This is a genomic window from Mesorhizobium sp. CO1-1-8, from assembly GCF_020164875.1.
Classification (GTDB): Bacteria; Pseudomonadota; Alphaproteobacteria; order Rhizobiales; family Rhizobiaceae; genus Mesorhizobium.
Map to the genome: position 1 here is coordinate 382,063 of NZ_JAIUGZ010000003.1, position 19,773 is coordinate 401,835.

The following is a 19,773-nucleotide window of genomic DNA, read 5'->3' on the forward strand; positions in this document are numbered from 1 at the left end:
AGCCATGAACCGCAAAATAAATCCACGGCCATCCCGCCTGGGGGATCGAGACTATGAGTTTTCCGGGCCAGTCCCATCCGCCAAGAAATAGGCTCAGGCCTGTCGGCTAAATCCCGACTGTGTCATCGTTGAGCGTCTGCTGTCCCTTGGGGTTGCCATATGAAGAGCGGTACTTGCGGGTCTATCGAGGAGACGAGCGGCAAAATCGCGGCCGGCCTGTCGCCGGTCAAGATCGTCGAGGGCTGCCTCGAACGTATCCACGATTTGAACGAACAAATCAGGGCGATGATCTTCGTTGACGAAGCTGGCGCCCTCGATGCGGCGCTACGCGCCAGAGACGAAATTCAATCAGGTCACAGGCGCGGCCCTCTGCATGGCGTGCCAATCGCCATCAAAGATGTTTTCGACGTAGAGAATTGGCCGACGACTGCTGGATCGCGTCTGTTTGGCAACCGCGTCGTCCAGCACACAGCGGCCTGCGTGGCTAAGCTGCAAGCGGCAGGCGCGATCATCATCGGCAAGACCAACCTTCATGAGCTTTGCGTCGGCGGACACGACAATCCCTGGTACGGCAAGGTCGCCAACCCGCTTGACGAAAGCCTGGGAACTGGCGGCACGAGCAGCGGATCGGCTGCGGCGGTGGCCGCCGGCTTTTGCGCGGCAGCGATCGGCACGGACACTGGTGGTTCAAACCGATCTCCGGCCGCTGCGACGGGATTGTTCGGTTATAAGCCGACAAACGGTTTGATAGGTTCCAAAGGCGTCATGAGCACGGCGCCGTCGCTGGACTGCGTCGGCGTTCTCGCGCGCTCGGTGAGCGACGTTCGCGTGGTGACCGAGACGCTGGCCGGAAAGCGGCTCAGCCTGCCAGGGAACGCTCACAGGGACGATAGATCGACGAACAGCATCACGATCGGGGTCTGCCCGGAACTCATTGGCGCTGCTGTCGACGACACCGTCGAGACTGCGTTAGCCGCGATGCTCAACCATCCGAAGGTCCGCGCGATAGAAATCGCCTTCGACGACAGGGAGGCATTCGTTGCCGCCGGCATGACGATCCTGCAATGTGAATTTGCGCAAATCTATCGTGATCCTATCGAGGAGAGCCCGGATCTGGTCGGCGATGCGGTTCTCGCCTTCCTCCAGGACGGCCTTCGCATCAGTGCGGACGCCTACGACGAAGCTGTCGAGATCCGATACAATGTCCGAGGGCAATTTCTGGAGAAAATGGCAGGCGTGGATGCCTTGGCCATTCCGACAGCTCCCGGATCGGCGCCTCGGCTGTCCGACGAACTCACACGAGTGAACGGAGAAATGGTGCCATGGGGAATGGCCGGCGGTCGATTTCGCCGCTGGGCGAATATGCTCGGCGTGCCGGCTTTGGCGATGCCGCTGCGGGTGCCAAACGAGCTTCCGGTATCCATACAGCTTGCCGCTCTCCCCGGCCAGGATGCCGCCTTGCTCCAACTCGCCGATGTGCTGGCGAGCCGCTGAAGCGTCCTCCATAGGATCGCTAAGTTCATAACTCTGAGGAATAAACTTCATTCGTTCACCTCTTGGAACCTTGGGTGCGGCCCGTTAACATCGGCGGCGCCATGATTGGCTTGTCGGCGATTATCGAGGAGGCGAGGTGAGCGCCCATGAAGGTTGGTGAAAGGGACTCGGTTCCGAAGGAGGCAGAGTTTACACCTCGAGAGATCGAGGTTTTCGCTTCCGTGATGCTGCATGGGACGACGACCAAGGCGGCGGACGCCCTGGACATCACGCAGCCTGCTGTCAGCAAAATGCTCCAGCACCTCACCGAGAAAGCGGATTTCCAGCTTTTCAGGAAAAGCCGGCAGCGATTGATCCCTACTCCCGAAGCGCACATGCTCTATGCCGAGGTGCAGCGTGTTTTCGAATCCGCCCGCGGCATCTCGCGGGCTGCAAGGGAGATCCGCGAACTGCGCAGCGGCAGACTGAACATCTGCGCGCTCCCTGCATTCGGTTCCACGATCCTGCCTTCGATCATAACGAGCTTCTCAAAACAGCATCCATCCGTCTCCATTTCGCTGGATATCCGAAGCTCCGCGACGGTGGTCCAGCGGGCAGGCCGCAATCAGCTCGACATCGGCATTGGCGTCACGGCATCGGAAGAGAATCCCTCGATCGTCAGGCGCGCGCTGACCGCAACGCCGCCCGTATGCGTGATGCCGGCGGGCCATCCGCTGTCTCAGCTCGAAGTCATCCAGGCGGACGATCTCGACGGTCTCGATTTCATCTCGATGGGGTCGGCCGATCCGATGCGGCGGCAACTTGATGCCCTCTGCGACAAACGCGGGATCAGCCGCCAGCTTAAAGTGGAGGCCAGCCTGTCCGGCGCCTGCATCGCGCTCGCTGCATCCGGCGCCGGCGTGACGGTCGTCGACCGGCTTTCCGCCTGGATGGCCCGCGACCTGCCGATCGAAATCAGGGACTTCCGGCCGCATCTCGATCTGAACCTGAGCGTATACCGGCCGTGGGGTGTCATCGCATCGACGGCCGCGGACGCCTTCACGGAGCATCTCATCCAGACCACGCGAAGCTTCATGAACGGCGTCGACGCTGGAATATCCGCCTTGGGAACGAGGTAGAGCCAGATCCTGTTCAGGTTGGAGCGAGGGTGCTCGCCCGAGCCTAGCGGAGCGGCAGGCTCTGAAACAGGCGAACGATATCCTCTTCGTCATTGTAGACATGCGGCGACACGCGCATTTTCGTGCCGCGCAGCGTGACGTGAACATTCGCGCACTTCAGCTCCTGCGCCGCATTCGTCGCCAGCCGGTCGCCGAGATCGAGGATCGAGATGTGAGGCGTCGGCAGTCGTGGGCGCGCCACCTCCAGCCCTCGGCTTTCCGCCTGGGCCCAGACGAAGTCATTGAGGAAACGAAGGCGCTCGAACACGCTTTCGACGGACCATCCGTGGATCAGCCTCATGGCGGCGATAGCAATAGGCAGAACCGCGAAATCGGAACGTTCCCCCATATCGAACCGCCGCGCGCCGGGAAGAAACGCCGCCACCGGCACCTTGTAGAAGTCGGATTTGTCTCCGCCCAGCCGGTTCCATGAATGATGCTCGAGCGTGCGCCCCTCTTCGTGCCAGCGGGGGTCGGCGTAGAGGAATGCGAGGCGATAGGGGCCAAGCAGGAACTTGTAGGTGGCAAAGACCAGAAAATCCGGCCGGACGCGATTGACATCGAAGGGCACCGCACCAACCCACTGGGTGCCGTCGACGACAAGGGCAGCTCCTGCTATCCGCGCCGCGACCGCCACTGCCTCCAAGTCGATCGCCATCCCTTCGAACCAGTGGACCAAGGTGCCCGCGACAACCCCGACAGGACGATCCGAGTTCCGGATCGCCGATACGATCGCGCCGGTCCAGTCGCCGTCGGCAGGTTGCGGAACGATGTCCACAAAAGCCCCGGCGCGATCTGCAAGATCGTACCAGACATAGCGATGCGAGGTGTGTTCGTTCTCCATGAGAAGGATCGCCGAACCGGCCGGGACCGGGACATTGGCGGCAGCGATTGCCATGCCGTAACTGGTGGCGGCCACGATGGCGATGTCGTCGGCATTGGCCCCCACCATCGAGGCGGCAAGCTGGCGCGCCTGCTCCACCTCGTCATAGTAGGATGCAATGGTCATCTTCCAGGGTTCGGCCTTCACCCTGACGCCAGCCTCTCCGGCCGCAATGGCGGCTATTGGAATCGGCGACATATAGGCGGCGTCAAGATAAGCCGTCTCGCGAGTAAGCGTGAAGAGATCGCGCTGGCAGCTCAACATGGCGTCACAACCTGAAATCGATTGACGTTCCGAGCCCGGATTCTCGGGCAAAGGCATAGACAAGATTGGCGAGTTCGATGTCCTGGGCGGGAACGCCAAGGGATCGATAAAGCGTGATGTCTGCGTCGCTGGTACGGCCAGGCTGTGTGCCGGCAAGGACCTCGCCGATTTCGCCGCGAATATGGTCGCGGTTGATTTTGCCACCCTCTATTGCTTCGATCAGTTCCCCCGCGGCGGCGAGCGCCATGGGCAGATAGTCCACCCAGATTCGCGCTCTGCGCACGCATTCAAAGTCGATCTCGCGGCATGAGGCCACGCTTGCTCCGACAGCGTTTATATGTACGCCCTGCGGCAACCATTCACCGAACAGCACCGGCTCTTCGGAAGATGTCGTCGTGCAGATGATGTCTGCCCCGCGAACGGCTTCGCGAGCGTCGTGATGCGCCTTCGCCTCGAAGCCGGATGTTGACAGATCTTCGACAAGGCGCTGTGCCTTTGCAAAATCACGACCCCAGACATGGATCACGCGGATCGGGCGCACATAGGCGATTGCCTCGACATGCCGGCGCGCCTGCTCGCCATAGCCGAACACGGTCAGCGTGGAGCTGTCTGGGCGCGAAAGCGCTCTCGTGGCGGCAGCACTGGCCGCCGCTGTCCGCCACGCCGTGAGCTCTCCTCCGTCGATCAAGGCAACAGGGCGCCCATGATTCTTGTCGAACAGGAACACACCGCCGCGGTGAGACGCGAGCCCGTGGGCAAAATTGTCGGGAAATACCGAAAGCACTTTGGCCCCGAACAGCGGCAGGTCGTCCAGCGCGGCATACATGAGCGACAGGCAACTCCCGGCCGCCCCAGGAAGCTCGAGCGTGCGCCTGATTTGCTGGTGGGCCATGCCATTTGAGGTCTTGCGGAGCGCCGCCTCGGTCGCCTCGATCACCTGAGGCAGGGTCAGGACCTGCCGGATTGCATTCTTGTCGATCAGCAGGAAATCCGTCTCGGCGTTCACCTTGCAGTCTCTTCCCTTCCGTCACCCCGTCTGCGCCCGGCTTTGCAAAGCGTAGCATTGCTCTTGGGCGCCGATGACTACGAATTTCATAACTTCGGACGAGAAGTTGCCCATGTCCGATCATGCACCGCATCCATCGGCTCGAAGCGAGCGCGGTTCATAACTTTTGGCCATTAACGGCAGCGGCCAGTTCAATTGACCGCGATTGCCACCCGTTGCAATGTTTTCACGCAGCATCGGATGCCGCGCTTGTTAACAGCGGTGATGTATCCGCCAACGCAAAAGTAATATCGCCGCATCTGGCAGTGTCAGAACGCATATCCATCCCGGTCGTCGCTTTGCAAACGGCGGCATCGAGGATTTTAGCTCGCCAACATCAACGCACCGATTGGCATGAGCAAGACGAATTCGTTGGAGGTTTTCTATATGCGCGTAGTCATCATCGGTTCCGGCATCGTCGGTAGCTCTGCCGCTTATGAATGCGCCAAGGCAGGCGCAAATGTCGTCGTGCTGGAGGCCGGAAGGATAGCGGGAGGTACGTCGGCGGTAAGCTTCGCCTGGACAAATGCGACGACCAAACGCCCCCGGCCCTATTTCGATCTGAACGTCGCAGGTATGCGCGCCCATCTTGAGCTCAAGCGCGACTTCGGCGTTGCGCCCTGGTTCACCCAGACCGGCAGTTTCGATTGGCGGACGGCTTCGGAATCCATGGACGACTATTTCGAGAACTTCCGCCAGATGAAGGAATGGGGCTACGGCGTCGAGTGGATCGACAAGAAGCTCGTCGCCGAGATGGAGCCCGATATCGATGTATCGGCCATGGGCGATTATCCGATCTCATATTACCCGGAAGAAGGCTGGGTTGATCCAGTCCTGTACTCCGCCTGGCTTCTCAGGGCAGCGAAGGAGCGTTGGGGGGCGCAACTGAACGTCAACTCACGCGTGACCGAGATCGAAGCCGGAGGTGGGCGTGTGCGGGCGGTTCGCACAGCAAACGGCGAGCGATATCGTGCTGACGCTGTCGTGAACTGCACGGGCGGCTGGTCCAGTCAGAGGCTCGGCGACGCCCAGGGTATCCCGCTCTCTTCGACCATTGGCGTGCTCGCCTTCACTCCACCGGTGGCATTGACGCTTCGAAGCCAGCTGCACGCGGACGATCTGGATATCCGTCCCGACGGGGCGGGTCGTATCATGATTCACAAGGTCTCGGTGGACCTGACCCTCAAGAAGCCGGAGACGCTTAACCCCACTGGTCACGAGGCGGCAACATTGTTGGAGGCTGCTAGCAAGGTCCTGCCTTCTCTGCAGTCGGCAGGCGTGGAAGCCATCCGCACAACTGTGCGACCGTATCCGGAGGATGGTTACACCTGTGCCGGCACGATGCCTGACATCACCGGCCACTATATGGCGGTGACGCATAGTGGCGTGACGATCGGGCCGCAGTTGGGCAGGGTCGTCGCCGACGAGGTCGTGCGTGGCAAGATCCACGACGAGATGGAGATGTTCCGCCCGCAGCGGTTCTTCCAGGTGAACGCTCAACGCTCCACCGTTGCGCATGCCTGACCTCCCTGAACGGACCGCGACCTTCGTTCAGGCAACGAATCAAGGAGCCTGACTATGCCGAAAATTGAGAGATTCGAGATAAACGACCGGCTCAGCCGGATCGTCGTTCACAACGGAACTGCGTACCTATCCGGCCTGACCGCCGACGACAAGAACACCGACACGTCCAACCAGACGAAGCAGATTTTGAAAAATGCGGATGCTCTTCTGCGCAGCGTCGGTGCGGACAGATCAAAGCTGCTGTTCGCGCAGATCTGGTTGCGGGATGTCAAGGACTTCGACGCGATGAACAAGGCTTGGATAAAGTGGCTCGATGGCGCCGAGCCGCCAGCGCGTGCCACTGTGGGAGCGAACTTCGCGCTGCACGAAATTCTTGTCGAGATACAGCTCACTGCCGCGATCTGACAGGTTCGCGCTTCGTTCAACTCAGGGGATAAAATCGGTTCCAGGAGTCAGGATGATGATCCTGCCGAGAGCTTCATGCTTTCAAACAGACAGCTATCGCCGCAAGCGTCCCACTATCTAGCGTCGCCCAGGCAGGAAAGCCAACAGACAGAACGCAACAACATAAAATGGCAAGACGGGGACGAGGCTCAACATTGATACACTGTATAACGCGCGAACTAACACCCTCTGAGGGGTAAGCGCTCGAATTGTTCCAATTCCAGTTGCCGCGCCGGTCGCCACGGCAAGCAGGCGAACTCCAGCGCATCAAATTCGGTTCTAATTTGCGTGCTTACGGTGGCGGAGTCTGCAGCGGGTCGCAGCGGAACGGCAGGTTTCCAGGATTCCATTGCGGTCAGTCCGCTTCCGGCCTCGAAAACGGTCGGTCCGGAAAGCGCATCAAATCGGACGTTGAGGGAGTGATAGCTTCTGACGAATAGCGGACATAATTTGCAGGTGCCTAACAGCTTGGTTTGGACGGAATCTCCATTGGCAGTTAGGGCCCCCAGCCGTCGATGCTAAACGCCTTCGGATCACCAGTTGGATTGAAGAGTTCGAACATCATGTCTGCACTGCAGCCGTTCCCTGACCTTGCAGACTGCTCGACTTGATCCTGAGTTGGTGCGGTGTCAGACACATCACCGTCGCTCGACCCTGCAACATGGTCGGGTGATCCATGTCCGAGTTTTTCAGCCAGATAGGAACAATCTTGGCCTCGCGCGACGCTGTAGGCAATTTTCTGGACCGTCGACGGGGCAAGCATCCAACCTAGGGGTAGCTTCAGATCAACGAAAGGTAGGGTCTGATGATAGATTCCAGTATCGGTGGTCTGCCCCTGCACACAAAGAGCATCAATCCCGCAGAATTCTTTTGTCGCTCTATACAGAGCGTGGTCGCCGCGCGCTGATCGTGTTTGCAGCATGGTGCGGATAGGATCGAACAGAAATGATTGCTTCGCCGTCGGGATTGCTTCGTACGCCGCGCCTGGATCTTGTCCGCTCCAACTCGATATGGGGACATAACCAAAAAAAATATGCTTGGAGCAGCCCTCCCAGTTTACCATCTTGCTGAAGACAGGTTCGACAATGATCGGGCATTTTTTCGGATCCACATCCTCCAACTGACTATCAGCGCTGAGCTCGTTCGCTTGCTTGATGATTGCCTTGATAGACGCGATGAAATCGATCGCTGTGTCAGCGCCTGAGTTTTCAAAATAGCCGCCATCGGCTAAGACTCTTACCTGATCTTCGGCGAGCCTTATGAAGGCCGTCGGCGTAATCCACGGGAAACGGGCACTCGTAGCCGCCGCACTCCCAATCGTCACATCCTTCGTTGAGCTTATCGCTCCGCTTGGGAACTCCTCCATCGCGAAAGGAAACTCCAGCGAAAAGGGCGTGAATACGAAGCGGCTACCCCGGTGAGTATCGGTTGCCACATACGTCAAGGAGGGGACGGCAGAATCTGGAGACCAAGTCGAGGCATGCGGCTGCGAAAAGAAGATGCGCTCCTGCTCCGTTGATTCCGAGATTGATTGGATTAGGACATCAGCCCGATCGTGCGCAAAAGGCTGCCCGGGCACGATCGCGTTGATCATATCAACGAAGAATAGCGCCGCTAAGACGGGGGACAAATGATCGGCGGTCAGAATGTCAGTCGGAAGATTGTCGGAGCGCGCGCGACATGGCTGGAGTCGCCCGTTTTCTCCTTTGCCCGTAATGGATCCTGAGAACAGGCTATTGCCCATCGAGCCACCGGACACCCCTACGAGCGTGAACACGTGTTGGCTAAAGTTAGGGCAATGCATCTGAAGCGCGTTGAGCGCTAGGAACGCATGCGCTGCCGCAGCCATCCCCCCGCCTTCCGTCGAGGCGATTATGACTGGATAAGGCCTCTGGGCCGCTTTGTAATCCGGGAGATCGCCGCGGGCATCCAACCAGGCATTGAGGCTAGAATAGAGCGGATGGTTATTCGTTGCGTTGGTGCCCGCAGCGTCCACCGCTGGGTCAACTAATGCGACCTCATGCAGCCGGGTCGCCCAAACCGCCATTGACAGCGCAATCGCAGCAACCAAAGCGCCGAGCAACGGCCTGAGCGCCAAAATCATACATCCGATTGATGCCAGACCTAGTCCCAATGCGAGGACCCCAAGGCTCCCCAGGATTCTCGGGAAAAAGACAGGCCAGATGACCGTCGACGCGATCACACTTGCGTAGGCGATCAACCACACGAGCAGCGCCGGTCGGAAGAGAACAAGAGCCCCTCTTGTTTCGCTTCGGATGACAAACCAAGTCAACAAAAGACTGACAGCCACACCTACAAGGCTGACCAGCGGACTGCTACGGATGACGATGCAAGCTAGTAAAAGACTTGGGAGATTGACGAGAAAGGCGTCTCGGATCGGCATCAGCTTCTGCCGGCCGAGAACAGCGATTTGCAGGATGGCAATGACAGCGAGAAGTCCGAACGCCGAGAAGAGAAGATGCCAAGGTCTCTCCGATTCGACGTCGATGACTTCATTCAGTTGCGACGGAGACCTGATCAAAAGAGCGGCATAGACACCACTGACGATTAGGATCGGCGCGCGCTGAAGGGCTGACCTCCAACTGGATATATCGCGATCACCCACTCCGTCTAGATAACCGACGCTCAGCATGCTCTCCTCCTTGTCGAGCTGAAGGTTGACCGTATTCCCAGGCTGAGGATGGTATTCTTACCTATTTTGCAGAGACATGTAGTCTTGAAGTTAGGGACCGTCGATCGTTCCAGGAGGCCTGAAAGTGCCTTAGATCGGCCGCTCGGGCAAACTATCCCTTCGCTGAAAACGCTCGGCCCCAAAGTTCAACGAATGCCAGCATCGCGCCTCAAGTCGGACGTTCGGTCAAACTTGCCTGCGCCCTAAAGCAGATAACCCGCCGTAGTCGTCAGGCGACGGCAATTTGGCTCATCTTTGCCGTTGGGCAAAGAACTTAAACCTGCGTACACTTAGGTAGTCAGTTTTTGGATAAATGGCTGCTGATTAAACAAACGTGCAGGCGGCCTCGGGGCCGCAAGCCGTGGCGTTTGCGTGGAGTTTCATTATCTGACGCGCCTTCCGTATCGGATCTCGATCTTAGGATCAGCTTGGTATCGAATGGCGAAATAGAACGCGCTCCGTCACCGGCGACTTCAGGTCGAGATGAACCTGGTCCTTCGTTGCATCCATATAAGGTCTTTTGGATAGAAATGCCTTCGGAAAACAACTACATCCTTGAACTCGCGCAATGATGCGAATTGGGGTATTGATGGCGGCGATTTTTGTCCACGTGTCGGATATCCATTTTGGGCAGGAACGCGACCATGTCGTTCATATCCATGATGATGTGAAGAAGGAGTTGGTCTCGGACGCTGCAGTGGTAGTCGCCGGCCTGCCCTCGGGCGCGGCGAAGGGCATCCTCGTCACGGGCGACATCGCGTTTTCGGGCAAGGCCGACCAATACGAAGCCGCCGGCAAGTGGCTGGATACTCTCGCCGAAGCGATCGGGTGCCCGATCCATCGGGTTCAGATGATTCCAGGCAATCACGACATGGATCGCGACAAATTATCTGTCGGAGGTGGCAAGCTCCTCGACTTCATTCGGGCGGGGGGGGCGGCGGAATATGAGAAGGTCATCGCGAACGAGAACGACCGCGCGACACTCTTCTCCAGATTCCAGGAGTTTGGCCGTTTCTGCATCGGCTACAACTGCGACCTCGACCAGGAGGCTAAATACGCAACAAACCTCCGCATCGAGGTAGGACCAAACCGCTGGATCAGGTTCGTCCGGCTCAACTCTTCCCTCCTGTGCCATGGCGAGGAGCGTGACGATCAGCCAGAGCTCGTAATGGGCGAACGTCAGTTCGTCATCCCCCGGTATGCGGGTGAGGAGAATGTTGTCCTCGCCCACCATCCGCTGAACTGGTATAAGGATGCTGCGGATGTGCTTCAGTATGTGCGTAGTCGGGCGCGCGTGTTCATCTCTGGCCATGAACACGATCCAAAGGTCAACATTGACCGGGTCGAGAAGGGCTGTGACGTAATGATGCTCGCCGCCGGCGCCGCGGTTCCGTTCAGATCTAATGACGTCTACACCTTCACGTACAACATCCTTGAATTCGACTGGGACGATGGCACGGATAACCTCGTTGTTACGATACATCCGCGCGTATGGAACCCGGTCAAGACTTGCTTCGAGGCGGACGACAAGCGCCTTGGCGGCAAAGAGCCGCGCTTCACACTGGGATGTCCGAACTTCAAGAAGGCTGGTCCAGTACCGACCGCGACCGCGGAGGAGGCGCCTGTTGGTGGGCGTGATGCAGCGGCTGAGCCAAACGTCGAACTGGTCCCCGCTGAAGGTGTGGAGACCAGCCCAGGGGAGCTAGCGCCAATGCCGCCGGATGCCGAAGGCTACGAACTCGCCCTCCTGCGGTTTTTCCGCGACCTCTACGAGAGCGAACGGCTGAAGATCCTCGTAGAGCTCGATGCCCTCCCTGTCGAATCCAACGAGCGAATGAACCAAGGTCTGCAACGGCGGCTCTTTGACTGGCTTGTCCGGGAGGGCAGGCTCCCGGTCATGAATTCGATGATCGATAGGCTGATAGACGAACGAGAAGAGAGAGACGTGTAATGGACAATCTTCCGGTGCATATGAGGATCACGTCGCTCACGCCGACGAACGAGGATGTCGATGCGCGGCGCGCGGCCATACTCAAGCTTTCCGCCGCTTGGGGCAAGATTACCGATGTCGGCAAGATTCTAAATAAGGCCGAGATGATCGCCGACTCGCTAGGAGGCGATGGTCAACCCTTTGAAGATTTCGGCCTTGAGGTGCAGGAAGCATTGCAGAAGCACGCCTCCGCCTACCTCTACATTGAGAGCCCCCTTGACGTTGGTGTCTGCGCCGGCATCGCCGCCCTTTCGATCCTTGCTGGCGTTCCCGGCAGTGGCGGCTGGACAATTGCCGATATCTACTCGAACGCCTTGTGGTCCGCACTAGCGTATCAGCCGACACTGGCTGAAGAAAAGCGCGAGAAACTGCGTCGCGAGGTGCTAGACCTAGCGCAGAAGCGCAGCCAGTTGGCGGCGGACAAGGCTCGCGAGCGCACTGCGGTTCCCGACGTGGGGAACTTGGCTGTGACGATCGCGGAAGGGGCCGAACCCACAACGACTTTCAAGCAGGCGACTGGGGCTACGATCGAGGCGCTTCGGCGGAACGCTGCACTTGATCGGGAAGAACTCGATTTCCTTTGGTGGGTGCAACTTAACCGAAGCCGGTTGCTGAAACGTGCGTTTGGCGGCATGGTCGAGCCACTGCGCCTCGTGGCCTGTGGAATCGAGGCGGCCAGTCATCTTCGCCGCCTTCCCGCTGATTTGCATTACGATCTTGTGCTCCGCTCGCTCGACGAGGATCCTGAACTTGACCTCAAGGAGCTGATCGCGGTGATCGGCGAAGACCGACAGTTGCTCGCAGCATCTATAAATTCGACTCTTGTTGGTCGCCATCCTCTCGTTTTCCCGCTCCTACACGCCCTAGCAACCGGTGAAGTCGACCCCTCCGGAGCCGACGAGAAGCGCAAAGCGTCGACCTGGGCAGGTCGCGCCCTGCTCGAGGCCGGTCTGAGCAGAATGTACGACAACGGGGTCTTGAAGCTGTGAGTGCTGCATGCAACTTCGACGGTTGCACGGTCGGGGAGACCGGAACATGTGCGCTGGAACGCGATCCGGCGACCTGCGAGCATCGTGTTGGCAATGCGGCGTCGGCCACCGCTATCGATCCGGCCAACAAAGGCGAGCCGTCCGACCCCACTGCTCTGTCCGCCATTGGTGCGCCGGTGCTCGAACGATCGACGGGCACATCAGCGTTTCCGTCAAGCCGGACGCTCGGCCCCGACGCGATCTCCAAAATGATGGCGTCGCGCTATGTGACCGTGATCGGTATCCTGGGCGATCCAGAGTCGGGCAAGACCGCCTGTCTCGCCAGCCTTTACCTGATGATCTCGAACGCTGAGCTGGCCGGATGGATGTTCGCCGATAGCAAGAGCCTCATGGCGTTCGAGGACATTGCGCGGGGCGCGCGTGAATGGGATGCGGGCAACCCGCCCGAGCAGATGACCGTCCACACCGAACTGTCTGATGACCGTCGCCCTGGTTTCCTGCATATGCGCTTGGTCCGTGATTCGGATGGCCGGCGAGTCGATCTCGCTCTGCCCGACCTACCTGGGGAATGGACAACCGAGTTGGTCGGCACTTCTCGGGCCGACCGCTTCGAGTTCCTCAAGGCCGCAGAGGTGATCTGGGTCGTGCTGGACGGTCGCGCGCTTGAGAACAAGGAGCGCCGGCAGGGCGTTATTTCGCGGGTAGGCCAGCTTGCTGGCCGGCTGGGGACACTGCTCGGCGGCGAGCTGCCGAAGCTGCTGCTCGTGATTACCCATCGTGATGCCGGCGAGCCGTCGGCCGCAGTCACGACCCGCCTAGAGGCGGAGTTGGCGAAGCGGGGGGTTACCGCAACCGTCGTGCCAGTCGCGCCATTCTCCGATAACGACGAGCAGGTGAAGCCCGGCTTCGGCCTCAATAATCTCATCACGGCCTCCACAACCAGCGGCCTGCCGCCCGTGAAATTTTGGCCACCCTCTGACCCTGCAGAGGGCGCGCGCTCCTACATCGGCTACAGGAGAGATCGATGAGTCGCTCGATCGTGCTTCTTGGCGGTCCTGACTCCGGAAAGACCAACTATGTTGGGCGCGTCTGGCCTGCACTCGACGCGGGAAGGGGCCGCCTGCATGCGGCCGTGCAGCCCGAGGACATCCGTTTCGTCCTTGATGTCGCTGATCACCTATACTCCGGCAACTTCGCGCCGCGATCTGAGCACGCCGACGACAGGCGCGACTTCGAGGTGGTGGTGGCGGCTGAGAAGGGCGGCGAGCAGACGACGATCGTTATCCCAGACATTTCAGGAGAGCTGTGGCTGAACGCCGCCGAGCATGGCGAGGTCGCGACCGCGCTGATGGAGGAGATGCGGTCGGCTAACGGAGCACTGCTGTTCGTGCGCGTCAACTCGGAGGCCGACGTCCGCCCGTTGAACTGGGTGACTTCGAAGCAGCTATTGGCCAAGCTGGGCAACGCCGATGATGAGGGGATGCCAACCCAGGTGATGCTGTGTGAGTTGCTGCGGTTTCTAGAAACCACGCTGTCGGAACGACCGGACGGGCAGCCGCCTCGCGTCTCCATCGTGGTCAGCGCGTGGGACATAGTCGATCAACAGAAATTCGCGATGGGGCCAAAGGCCTGGCTCGAACGCGAGTATCCGCTGCTCGCGGGTCGCCTCAAAGACATCGAGGCGATCGACCTGCGGGTCTTCGGCCTCAGCGTTGTCGGCGGCGATCTGAAGGTCGACGATATCTGTAGGAACGACGTACAGGAGAACGGATTGGACGGTCGAGGCTGGGTCGCCGTGCAGGATTACGAGGGGGTCTGGCAAAAGGATCCAGACCTCACCCTGCCAATTGCGTGGGCGGTCGGTAGCTGACAGTGTCCGTCATCGAACGTCAGGTCCATGGATATCGGCAGGGGCATCAGCTCTTAGCATCTTCCGCGCAACTTCCAAAGGATGACCAGTCGGTCGTCGATCGGCTGTCGGACGTGGCGGGACCGCTGCGTCCGCGTGAACGTTTCGAATCTTATCTGACGGCCTATCCGCTCCCCAGCGCTCAGCACTTCGTCTTGGCGCGGACATGGCAGGATTTGACGGTCGCCCGGGCCGGATGCGTGCGGACCTTGAGCCTAATCATACCAATGACAGATTGGGCCGAGGCCGAGGGCATATCTGCCTATCTTGATCTGGTAGGCATAGATCGGCTTCCCGACGACAGTGACGCGACTCAAGTCGTCGTACGTGCGACGCCGGCAGAGCCGCTTCCTCCCGCTACTGGTTTCGGTGGCAGTGACCTGCTGGAGGCGCTATTCCTCGAAGAAGCGAGACCGGTTGTCGTTCTTGATGCCGTCGATCCCGATCTCATCGCGACGCGCCTGCTGACCGCGCTGTGGCCGTCGCTCCGACGGCGATTCGCGGTCTCGACGTTCGCGCTGTCACCACGCAAGGTCGCGGGCCGCGACTTCGACCTGGTGTTTGCGCCGAAGGATGCGCGGGCGAAGTTCGCGGACTGGAACGGCCGCCGGGTGGATGGTCGCTCAGTTCAGGGCGGTCGGCACCCGTGGACCGAAGCGATTATGTCGCGGGTCTTCGAGCAAGCCCATCCCCGATTGCTCTCTGCCACTGAGGTTGGACTGGTTGGCGGAGCCGATCCAGACATCGACAACGCAGCCGCTCTTCGAATAGCGATGATGTGGGAAGAACTGGTCGCGAAGCTGCATACCACGCCGACGGCGGCGCTCGGACTGTTGGACATCGCCAACTCCGGCAAGGTTCGCGACTCTCTCGCTCTTGACGCGATTGAGCCGGCGCTTGCGGATGCGGCGCACCAGGCATCCGCGACTTTCCCCGAGGTTGAGGCATGGAGCTTCTTGGGCGCGCTCGCCCGGAAGCTACAGGGGCGATCTATGCCAGCGGGCCGGGCCGCGGTCGCCGAGGCGGTGGAACAGCTCGCCGCGCGTTCGCCGGAAGGCGCAGTCACGCTACTGTCGCAGGACGATCCGCGCGGAGTGGTCGCCGACCTGCTGCCGAAGATCGCGTCGGGCATTGGAGGCGCGTTCACTAACCGTGCGGAGCGCGCGCTGCTTGAAGCCGATCCTACGGTCTTGGGGCGGCTGCTGGCCCAAGATGGGCCGCTGATCGGGCGCGTTGCCGATGACCGACCGCTCGTCAATCGCCTCGAGACAGTCCTGCCGCAACTCGATGCCGCGACGCTCGGCGTAATTAGCCGAGGTCTCCTCCCTCTGCTGACTGAGGATTGGCAAATCCCGGCCGTAGAGCCGCTACTCGTCCTGCTTGATGGTCCGCAGCTGGCTATGGAATTGCGTCACCTTGGGGAGATCAATGACTTCGGCGCAACGCAGCTTGCAGACTTAGTACTGGTCAGGGCACTCTCCGCCTCTTCTAGAGCGGAGGTGCGGTCGGCACTCCTGTTGCTTGCTCCCAGTACGCGTCGCGACGCCATGATTGCGCGGACGCTGATTCCCAGCGTTGAAGACGCCCGCTGGCTCTCGGAGAGCGATGCGCTTGACAAGTCGGCAACCACTTCGATGCTCGTCGATCTCCTGCGCCAAGCCGACGACCAGCATTTCGCCGCCATGCTTGTCGACAAGGTGGTGGGGGAGCGTGTGATCGACACGCAAACGACGCAGGCTCCCGACCTATGGCTCCGCGCCGTGTCTGGCGATGCGCTTCCTATCGCGATGTTCGTTCAGGTCCTGCCCCGCGTACTCGACGGGCTGGCTGGCGATGCGAAGGTGAAGTTGGCCAAGCATGCTCTCAGCCGTTGCCTTCCCGTACGCTTCAGTGATGGTGAGGTCGCGTTTCTGGCCTCGACGCTCAGCATAGTGGGGGATCAGCTAGACGGGGCGTGGGCCGCCCGAATCGGTTTGGCGAAGAACATCGACGCTGCGACTGCTAGCCGGAATATGGTTGCCTTCAATAAGGCCACCCAGCCGGCCAGAATTCGAATGGTCCGATCAGTCGCGGAAGTAGCTCAGGTCCTGCGGGATCGCCTCAGCTTCGACCTAGACGAGGAGGCGTTTGAAGCCTGTGCGGCCTTCATGTTCGACGCCGAGAAGGTCACCCCCAGCGCTCTTCTCGATGCCGCCGGTTACCTATTGCCAATGCTGCTGCGCTCACGCAACCGACCCGTGTCGCTGATGATCGCAGCAGTGTTTCCGCCGATACATCGCGAGTTCGCCAAGAGCGATGACGTACCCGAGCTCTTCAAGTTCATCCCGTTTTTTGATTGGGATCGGTGTAAAGCGGCGCGGCATGAGCTCGTCGACGCCTTCATGTCCTCGTCGTGGCCGCCACGTGATCTGGCCCTCACCGCCTGCCGCACCAACGAGGTAGCCAGGATCATGCGTCGGGTTGCAAAGCAGCACGATGGTGAGGCTTACATCGAGCGGATCGCCTCCGAACTTGGCAAACTGCCGGAAGGGTGCAGGAAGGCCGTCGAGGGGGCTATTTCGCAGGTACGGGACAATATTTCGGCGAAGTACGATTGGCGCGATTGAGCAAATTGTTGTGAAGGATTAAGCGCTGAGGGTGCTGTCAGCTCTGCGCATTGTCCGATTTTTGCTCTCGGGCTCCCAAAATCTGTCAGGCCGAAAACGGCCCCATTTCAGACGTTCGACGCTGGATCGTATGACGAAGGATCGTGCGTCGACATCAGGGGTATCCGGTATGAGCGTATGGAGGAATGGGAGGCGAAGCTCACTTTAATTCAAAGCTGAGCCTGTTTTCGGTCTATGGCTAGACAGCGACGATTCTCCCGCTATGGCTGCTGCGGGGCGAGTGGGCGAGTACGGGCAGCGGCCGCTCCAATGTACGTGCGAGACTACGGAAATCATATGCTGGCGAGCCAACTCCCACGCCGCAGCGATGCCGTTTGATCATTCGGACTGGCTCATACTAAGGCTTGTTGAGATTCAGGATTCCGCCTGAACTTGGATTGTGATTCAAGCTTTGGATGGAACGATTCGTACTGACGGACGCCCAATGGGCGAAGATGGAACCGCATTGTCTGGGTAAACCAGCCGATCCCGGACGAAGTGGCGGTGACAATCGCCTGTTCATCGAAGCGTTGCTTTGGATCGTGCGGACAGGAAGTCCGTGGCGCGACCTTCCAGCCTTCTTTGGGAGTTGGAACACCGTTTTCAAGCGATACCGCGATTGGGTCAAAGCGGACGTTTTCATTCGGCTTTTCGAGGCCTGTTCGGATGAACCCGACATGGAATACGCCATGGTTGATGCCACCATCGTCAAGGTCCATCGCCATGGACAAGGCGCAAAAGGGGGACTCAAAGCCAGGCCATAGGCCGCTCCAAGGGCGGCGTGACAACCAAAATCCTGGCGCTCACCGATGCACTTGGCAATCTTGTTCGCTTTGTTCTTTTGCCCGGCCAGCGGTTCGATACGGTGGGTGTCGCACCGCTCATCGATGGTGTCTGTTTTGGTGGCTTGATCGCCGACAAAGCTTTCGACAGCAACACCATCATTGCCGACCTGAATGAGCGCGGCGCCAAAATCGTCATTTCACAGCATTCACGTCGGACTTTTCCCCTGCCGCTCGACAAGGAACTCTACAAATGGCGCCATCTGATCGAGAACTACTTCTGCAAGCTCAAGGAATTCAAGCGTATCGCCATGCGCGCTGACAAAACCGACCAGAGCTTCGCGGCTTTCATCAATCTCGCTGCTGCCGTCATAAACTCACGCTGAATCTCAACAAGCCTTAGCCCAGTAACGCTCGTCGAGCTCAAGACACTCCCGGCGCCCTAGCTCCTGCGCGAGAGGTGAGAAGGAGCTCCTCATCGATTGTCAACGGATTGAGATAGCGCGGATGGATCACAAGTTGCTTGATCACCATTCTGAGAGCCCCGACCGCAACCTGTGCCGCCAAATGTGGACCGTCAGCATGGGCTTGTCGGCCGCGGCTGCCATGCACGATCGCCGAACGGGCATCGTAAGTTTTCTTGATGGCCGTTCGAATTTCCTCCATTTTTGTCATATCGGCATCGATCCCTACGAGTGCGCTCGCTCGCATACGCAGCTTCCATGCGATCGCCTGGCCGTCGCCGTCGCCCAGGAGCACCTCAAGTGCAATCGTGGCGTCAAGGATCGTGTCTGCGGGATCATCGCGTGTCATGGCGGCGTTGAGCCGCCGTAGTGCCAAGGCAAAGCGCTGATCGTTGATGCCGCGCAGCGCCTGCCACGTCCTGGCGACGGCTTCAATGCCTGCTCGCTCGATGATCGGCAGATCGTCGGCCATCCAGCCAAAGTCATCGAAGCGGCTGGGATACCGCCGCGCTCCGACCGCGTGGACTTCAGGGTCTCCAAGCCGATCGTGCGATCGCCAACGCTTGGACAGTCTGATTTCCTGAGCGTAGCCGGTTTCGATGCCAAGTTCGAGGCGGAGAGCGGCAAAGAACGACTCAACCTCGGCGGTGATCTGGGGAGCCGGAACGGAAAGCTGTTGAGCCAGGCTGAGTTTTGGGCTGTTCGAGATGCTCCATCCCGTTAGAACCAAGGCATGGGTTGCTGCTGCCAGGACGCCGTCGTGGCCACTAGCTCCGCGTGCCTTTCCCTCCCATCGTGCTCGCTGAAGTCCATCGGACATCCTGATCAGGATCGCGTCATTTGCGAGACGAGCGCGTTCGAAATTAAACCGCGTCAAAGCGATCGGGATAACGACCGGGGTTGCAAGGCGTTCAGCGGTTAAACCCGCCAAAAGCGGGCGCAGGACGGCCGACCGGCTTTTCTCATCGGATGGTCCTTCGCCGAACTTCAGGAAATGCGTATTGGCGGCCTGTTCAACGCCGGACTCAATAAGATACCGCAGGAGGTCGTTGTGCGGTTTTTCCATGTATGTGAAGCCGACTGCCGGCTCATCAAAAACGAAGCGCTTTAATTCGGTGACTGCCGGGAACTTGCTGTGCGGGAATTTGCCTTGGAGTCGCGCCTCATCGTCGTTCCAAGCAGGTTCTAACACACTACTATATTCGAGCGGACCGTTGCCGCCCAACAGCGGCTTATCCATGATCGAAGGCATTCCGTTATCACGCATCGAAATTTGCGGACGACCCGCACTTCGCGGCTTCGTTCCCGCGGCGAGCTTTGCACGAATGCTGTCGATGACCTCCTTGAGTGCGCGAAGATGCAGCCGCCGAAGTTCGGCTACTTTGAATTCATCCAGGAGCGGTTTCGTGTCGGTATCTTCCATCGCCGGCCTTACACGGTTTCAAAACACACTGCCTGTGTACGTTTTCGGGGTTCGAGGCCGGCCGGTCT

At 59.5% G+C, this 19,773-nt stretch carries 13 protein-coding genes and 1 pseudogene; 10 read left to right on the plus strand and 4 right to left on the minus strand.

Annotation, left to right across the window (positions count from 1 at the left end; all coding sequences use genetic code 11):
- Positions 1-159 precede the first annotated feature (159 nt).
- The gene (locus LB558_RS08155; protein ID WP_224697070.1) at positions 160-1,494 is read left to right on the plus strand and encodes an amidase; all 1,335 of its coding nucleotides are present in this window, start codon (positions 160-162) and stop codon (positions 1,492-1,494) included.
- A 146-nt stretch (positions 1,495-1,640) separates the two neighbouring features.
- The gene (locus tag LB558_RS08160) at positions 1,641-2,612 is read left to right on the plus strand and encodes a LysR substrate-binding domain-containing protein (protein ID WP_224697071.1); all 972 of its coding nucleotides are present in this window, start codon (positions 1,641-1,643) and stop codon (positions 2,610-2,612) included.
- Between the two features lie 43 nt (positions 2,613-2,655).
- Here LB558_RS08160 and LB558_RS08165 read toward each other — a convergent pair whose 3' ends face one another.
- Entirely contained in the window at positions 2,656-3,798 is a 1,143-nt protein-coding gene (locus LB558_RS08165) for an aminotransferase class V-fold PLP-dependent enzyme (RefSeq protein ID WP_224697072.1), read from the minus strand.
- Between the two features lie 4 nt (positions 3,799-3,802).
- Complete coding sequence (locus LB558_RS08170; RefSeq protein WP_224697073.1) at positions 3,803-4,804, minus strand: ornithine cyclodeaminase family protein; 1,002 nt, start codon at positions 4,802-4,804, stop codon at positions 3,803-3,805.
- A 393-nt stretch (positions 4,805-5,197) separates the two neighbouring features.
- Between LB558_RS08170 and LB558_RS08175 the strand changes: the two genes are divergently transcribed.
- Together LB558_RS08175 and LB558_RS08180 are read left to right on the plus strand one after the other, a co-directional pair.
- Positions 5,198-6,367, plus strand: coding sequence for an NAD(P)/FAD-dependent oxidoreductase (locus tag LB558_RS08175; RefSeq protein WP_224697074.1), 1,170 nt, complete (start codon positions 5,198-5,200; stop codon positions 6,365-6,367).
- A 54-nt stretch (positions 6,368-6,421) separates the two neighbouring features.
- Positions 6,422-6,772: a RidA family protein gene (locus tag LB558_RS08180; protein ID WP_224697075.1), complete on the plus strand. Its 351-nt coding sequence runs from the start codon at positions 6,422-6,424 to the stop codon at positions 6,770-6,772.
- 535 nt (positions 6,773-7,307) lie between these two features.
- On the opposite strand, the gene LB558_RS08185 is transcribed toward LB558_RS08180, so the two are convergent.
- Positions 7,308-9,464, minus strand: coding sequence for a hypothetical protein (locus LB558_RS08185; RefSeq protein ID WP_224697076.1), 2,157 nt, complete (start codon positions 9,462-9,464; stop codon positions 7,308-7,310).
- A gap of 628 nt (positions 9,465-10,092) precedes the next feature.
- On the opposite strand from LB558_RS08185, the gene LB558_RS08190 reads away from it, so the two are divergent.
- From LB558_RS08190 to LB558_RS08215, 6 genes and pseudogenes are all read left to right on the plus strand, one after another.
- Positions 10,093-11,454, plus strand: a complete 1,362-nt coding sequence (locus tag LB558_RS08190; RefSeq protein WP_224697077.1) for a metallophosphoesterase — start codon at positions 10,093-10,095, stop codon at positions 11,452-11,454.
- Positions 11,454-12,482, plus strand: a complete 1,029-nt coding sequence (locus LB558_RS08195; protein ID WP_224697078.1) for a GTPase-associated system all-helical protein GASH — start codon at positions 11,454-11,456, stop codon at positions 12,480-12,482. Before LB558_RS08190 ends, LB558_RS08195 begins: the two co-directional genes overlap by 1 nt.
- Positions 12,479-13,510, plus strand: coding sequence for a TRAFAC clade GTPase domain-containing protein (locus tag LB558_RS08200; protein WP_224697079.1), 1,032 nt, complete (start codon positions 12,479-12,481; stop codon positions 13,508-13,510). The genes LB558_RS08195 and LB558_RS08200 overlap by 4 nt, the downstream gene beginning before the upstream one ends.
- The gene (locus LB558_RS08205; RefSeq protein ID WP_224697080.1) at positions 13,507-14,352 is read left to right on the plus strand and encodes a hypothetical protein; all 846 of its coding nucleotides are present in this window, start codon (positions 13,507-13,509) and stop codon (positions 14,350-14,352) included. Before LB558_RS08200 ends, LB558_RS08205 begins: the two co-directional genes overlap by 4 nt.
- Before the next feature lie 2 nt (positions 14,353-14,354).
- On the plus strand, positions 14,355-16,997 hold the full coding sequence (locus tag LB558_RS08210) for a hypothetical protein (RefSeq protein WP_224697081.1): 2,643 nt from the start codon (positions 14,355-14,357) through the stop codon (positions 16,995-16,997).
- Between the two features lie 494 nt (positions 16,998-17,491).
- Positions 17,492-18,204 (plus strand): annotated as a pseudogene (locus LB558_RS08215) (IS5 family transposase).
- A gap of 37 nt (positions 18,205-18,241) precedes the next feature.
- Here LB558_RS08215 and LB558_RS08220 read toward each other — a convergent pair.
- Positions 18,242-19,705 (minus strand): HEPN domain-containing protein, encoded by a 1,464-nt coding sequence (locus LB558_RS08220; protein ID WP_224697083.1) that lies wholly within the window; start codon positions 19,703-19,705, stop codon positions 18,242-18,244.
- Positions 19,706-19,773 lie beyond the last annotated feature (68 nt).